Annotated in this window: 3 protein-coding genes; all 3 read right to left on the bottom strand. The window is 71.9% G+C overall.

Annotated elements, in window-relative coordinates:
• A partial coding sequence (locus HW445_RS22260) for a 3-carboxyethylcatechol 2,3-dioxygenase (protein ID WP_180222745.1) occupies nucleotides 1-813 on the bottom strand: 813 nt, incomplete at its 3' end.
• Nucleotides 810-2,519: a bifunctional 3-(3-hydroxy-phenyl)propionate/3-hydroxycinnamic acid hydroxylase gene (locus HW445_RS22255; protein ID WP_180222744.1), complete on the bottom strand. Its 1,710-nt coding sequence runs from the start codon at nucleotides 2,517-2,519 to the stop codon at nucleotides 810-812. The genes HW445_RS22255 and HW445_RS22260, both read right to left, overlap by 4 nt.
• Nucleotides 2,520-2,530: 11 nt before the next feature.
• Nucleotides 2,531-3,394 carry an alpha/beta fold hydrolase gene (locus HW445_RS22250; protein ID WP_180222743.1) on the bottom strand — a complete coding sequence of 288 codons (864 nt, stop codon included), beginning with the start codon at nucleotides 3,392-3,394 and terminating at the stop codon, nucleotides 2,531-2,533.
• Nucleotides 3,395-3,659 lie beyond the last annotated feature (265 nt).

Raw genomic sequence — 3,659 nt, 5'->3', positions numbered from 1 at the left:
GACCTCGTGCGCGGAGTTCCCGGCGGCCTCCGCCATCTCCGCGGGGACCATCGCGTCGACGGGGCCGAGGTCTCCCGAGGCGAGGGTCTCCATCAGCGCCCGGTCCCACTCGGGGTTGAGGTCGCGGATCGGGGAGGTGCCGGCCGCGAACGCCCGGCCCGCGTCGATGACGCGCTGCTGGCGGGCGTCGCGGGCCGCGGCGGTGGGGTGGCGTCCGTCGAGCAGCAGCTTGCGCGCCTGCTCGTCGGCGGTGGCCCACTGCGGTACCGGCGGGTCGTGGGAGAGGCCGCCGGAGCCGATCACCAGGACGCGTTCGTCGAGGCTCGCCAGGAACGACCCGACCGCCTCGCCCAGCAGGCGGACCCTGCGCATCGAGGTGAACGGCTTCGCGACGCCGTTGACGAAGACGGGGATGGTGGGCACGGTGGCGATGCCGCCGAAGAGGATCTCCAGCGGCTGGACCGCTCCGTGGTCGAGTTCCATCCGGCGGGAGATCGCCACGTCGACGTCGTGGTCGATCACGTGCTGGGCCAGCCGCTCGGACAGCTCGGTCGGGACGTCGAGCGGCCCTTCGGCGGTGCCGTAGTCGCCGACGCCGAGGGCTTCGTAGCCGATGCAGAACGGCGGCATCAGGTCGTAGAAGAAGCCGTTGTAGTGGTCGGGGGCGAACGCGACCACCAGCGTCGGGTCGTAGTCCTGGACGAAGGAGCGGGCCTGCTCGAAGGCGGCGTCGACCTCGGCCTTGACGGCCGCCGGCGGATCGTTGAACTCCAGCAGGGGCGAGTGGGACATGGTGACGAGGGCGAGGCTCATGCGGGAACTCCTTCGGCGAGCGCGCCGGCCCGCTTGAGGGCGGCGAGCGCCGTGGACGTCTGCTGGGTCAGGCACGCGGCGGCCACGAAGCGGTCGGGGCGCAGGACGACGGTGCCGCAGGCGCGCACGTCGAACCAGTTCTTGAGCGCGCCGGACGGGTCGCCGACCACGGTGACCGGCGCCGGCGAGCCGGCGAACCGCTTCTCCGCCCACTCCCGCTGGGTCTCCGGCACGAACGAGACGAGCCGGATCCGGTGCCGCCGGACGAACGCGAGGTCCGCGGCGGTGAGATGGGCGGTGGGGTCGCCGCCCCAGGACGCGAGGGTCCACCAGTCGCCGGTGACCTCGTCCAGCAGGACGTCGCGGGCCTCATTGGTCGTGACGCGGGGCTGGATGAACTGGAGCCCGACGGGGGAGGCCGAGCCCGCCGAGTCGACGAACGGGAAGAGCTTGCCGTCCTTGAAGCTCGCCCGGGCGGTGCCGGGCGTCAGCGTCACCTGGTCGACGACCACGCCCGCGGCGTAGCGGGGCATCGGCTTGAAGCGCAGCTCGGTGAAGTAGGACTTCCACGTCGGCACGAGGTTGAGCGCCGAGGCCGTGCGGTCGCGCAGCCAGCCGCCGAGGGGCCGCATCTTCATCACGGTGCCGGCGGTCATGTTGACGTCGATCATGTCGGCGGCGTGCTTGCGGCGCTCCGTCGTGTACGTGTCGAGCAGGGCGTCGCCGGCGTCGCCGTTCAGGACCGCGGTGAGCTTCCAGGCGAGGTTGGTGGCGTCGCGCACGCCGGAGTTCCAGCCCTGGCCGAGCCACACCGGCATGAGGTGCGCGGCGTCCCCGGCCAGGAAGACGCGGCCCTTGCGGAAGGTGGCGGCGACCCGCCCGTGGTGGGTGAAGGTGCGCTGGTTGATGATCTTCAGCGCGGACGGGTCCGGCACGTGGCGCCTGAGCAGCGAGTCCATGAAGGCCCGGTCGTCGACCAGGTCCGTGGGCTCGTCGTCGTGGAGCATGAACTCCCAGCGGCGCACGCCCTGCGGCAGGCCGATGGACACGTACGGGCGGCGGGGGTCCGCGCCGAGGTAGACCGACGGCGTGCCGACCGGGTCGTCGGCGACGTCCACCACGACCCAGCGGGTCGACGGCGACTTGCCCTCGAACTCCACGCCCATCCACTTGCGGGTGAAGGAGCTGCCGCCCTCGCAGCCGACGGCGTAGCGGCCGGTGACGGTGACGGTCTCCAGGACCGCGCCGTCGGCGTCGAGGCGCTCGGCGGTGACGGCGACGTGGTCGCCACGGTCCTCCAGGCCGGTGACCCGGTGGCCGAAGCGCAGCTCGTGGCCGGCGAAGCGCCCGAGTCCGGCCGCCAGCTCCTTGTCGACGAGCGGCTGGATGAACCCGTGCTTGCGCGGGTGGCCGAACTCCTCGGTCGTGGGGTCGTTGGTGGCGAGCACCTGGCCGGTGCCGTTGACGAGCCGCACGACGTGGTGCGGGACGGTGAAGGGCTGGACCCGCTCCCACAGTCCGGCGGTGGACAGGGTGCGGATGGCTTCGTCGTCGAGGCCGACGCCGCGCGGGTAGTCGATCAGCTCCTGCCGCGCCTCCAGGACGACGGCGCGGTGGCCGCGCACGCCGATGAGGTTGGCGAGGGTGAGCCCGACGGGTCCGGCTCCGATGACGACGACGTCGGTGTCAAGAGTGGGGGTGGACATGTGCGGCGGCCTCAGTTGTGCGAGAGGAAGTCCACGACGAGACGGTTGAACTCGTCGGCGTGCTCGATCATCGCCCAGTGCCCGCAGCGGTTGAGGAGCACGAGGCGGGAGTCGGGGATGTTGGCGGTCAGCCACAGGCTGACCTCGAAGTGCAGGACCCGGTCGTCCTTGCCGTGGATGATCAGGGCCGGGACCCGGATGTCGGGGATGCGGTCGCGGTCGACCTTGACCGGGATCGGCGCGCCGTGGGCGAGGCCCTCGACGTAGTTCGTCAGGTGCTCGGGGTGCGCCAGGGCGGCCCGGGAGCGGGCCTGGGTGAGCTCGGGCGTGGCGAACCGCGCCTTGTCGAAGGTCATGATCTCGACCAGCGCCGTCATGTTCTCCGGGCTGGGGTCGCGGTAGGCGCGGGCGATGACCTTCAGTCCCTCGCTGGGGCCGTCCCCGGCGGAGAACAGGTTCTTGACCGGGCCGCGGCCCAGCGAGGCGCCCATGGTGACCAGGTGGCTGATGCGCTCGGGGTGCAGGGTGGCGAACCGGACCGCGGTGTGGGCGCCCATCGAGTTGCCGACCAGCGCCGCCTTCTCGATGCCGAGGGCGTCGAGGAAGGCGATCAGGTCGGCGTCGTGGTCCATGTCGACGGTCCTGACCGCGTCCGACTCGCCCCAGCCGGGCATGTCGGGGGCGAGGACGCGGAATCCGCCCCGGGCGACGGCCTCGATGTTCCCGGAGAAGTTCGACCAGCCGGTCGCCCCCGGCCCGGAGCCGTGCAGGAGCACGACCGGCGGCGCCGTGGCGTCACCGGCCTCGTAGTACCTCAGGTGCGTGCCCGACGGGAGGGTGATGTCGCGGGCCGCGGATTCCTGGGTCAGAGTCACAACGCCTCCTGTGCTCAATGTGCACGCCTTCACGCGTTATTTGCACGTCCTGGTGCGGCCATAGCACCACCGTCGGACCCGGAAGTCAATTTCCGGAGCTCAGGCGAGGCGTTCGGCCAGACGCGCCGAGGCGGCGATCAGCGAGGCGGGCGCCTTCTGCGCGATCTCGGAGCGGTAGGTGATGAGGTTCAGGCAGGCCGCGGGCAGTCCCGGCGCCTCGATGGGCACGGCGACCCCGTGGGCGCCGGGCTCGACCTCCCCGAAG

Origin of the sequence: Streptomyces sp. UH6 (assembly GCF_013421635.1) — a bacterium.
Lineage (GTDB): Bacteria > Actinomycetota > Actinomycetes > Streptomycetales > Streptomycetaceae > Streptomyces > Streptomyces abyssomicinicus.
This window is presented reverse-complemented; position numbering and strand designations above follow the sequence as displayed.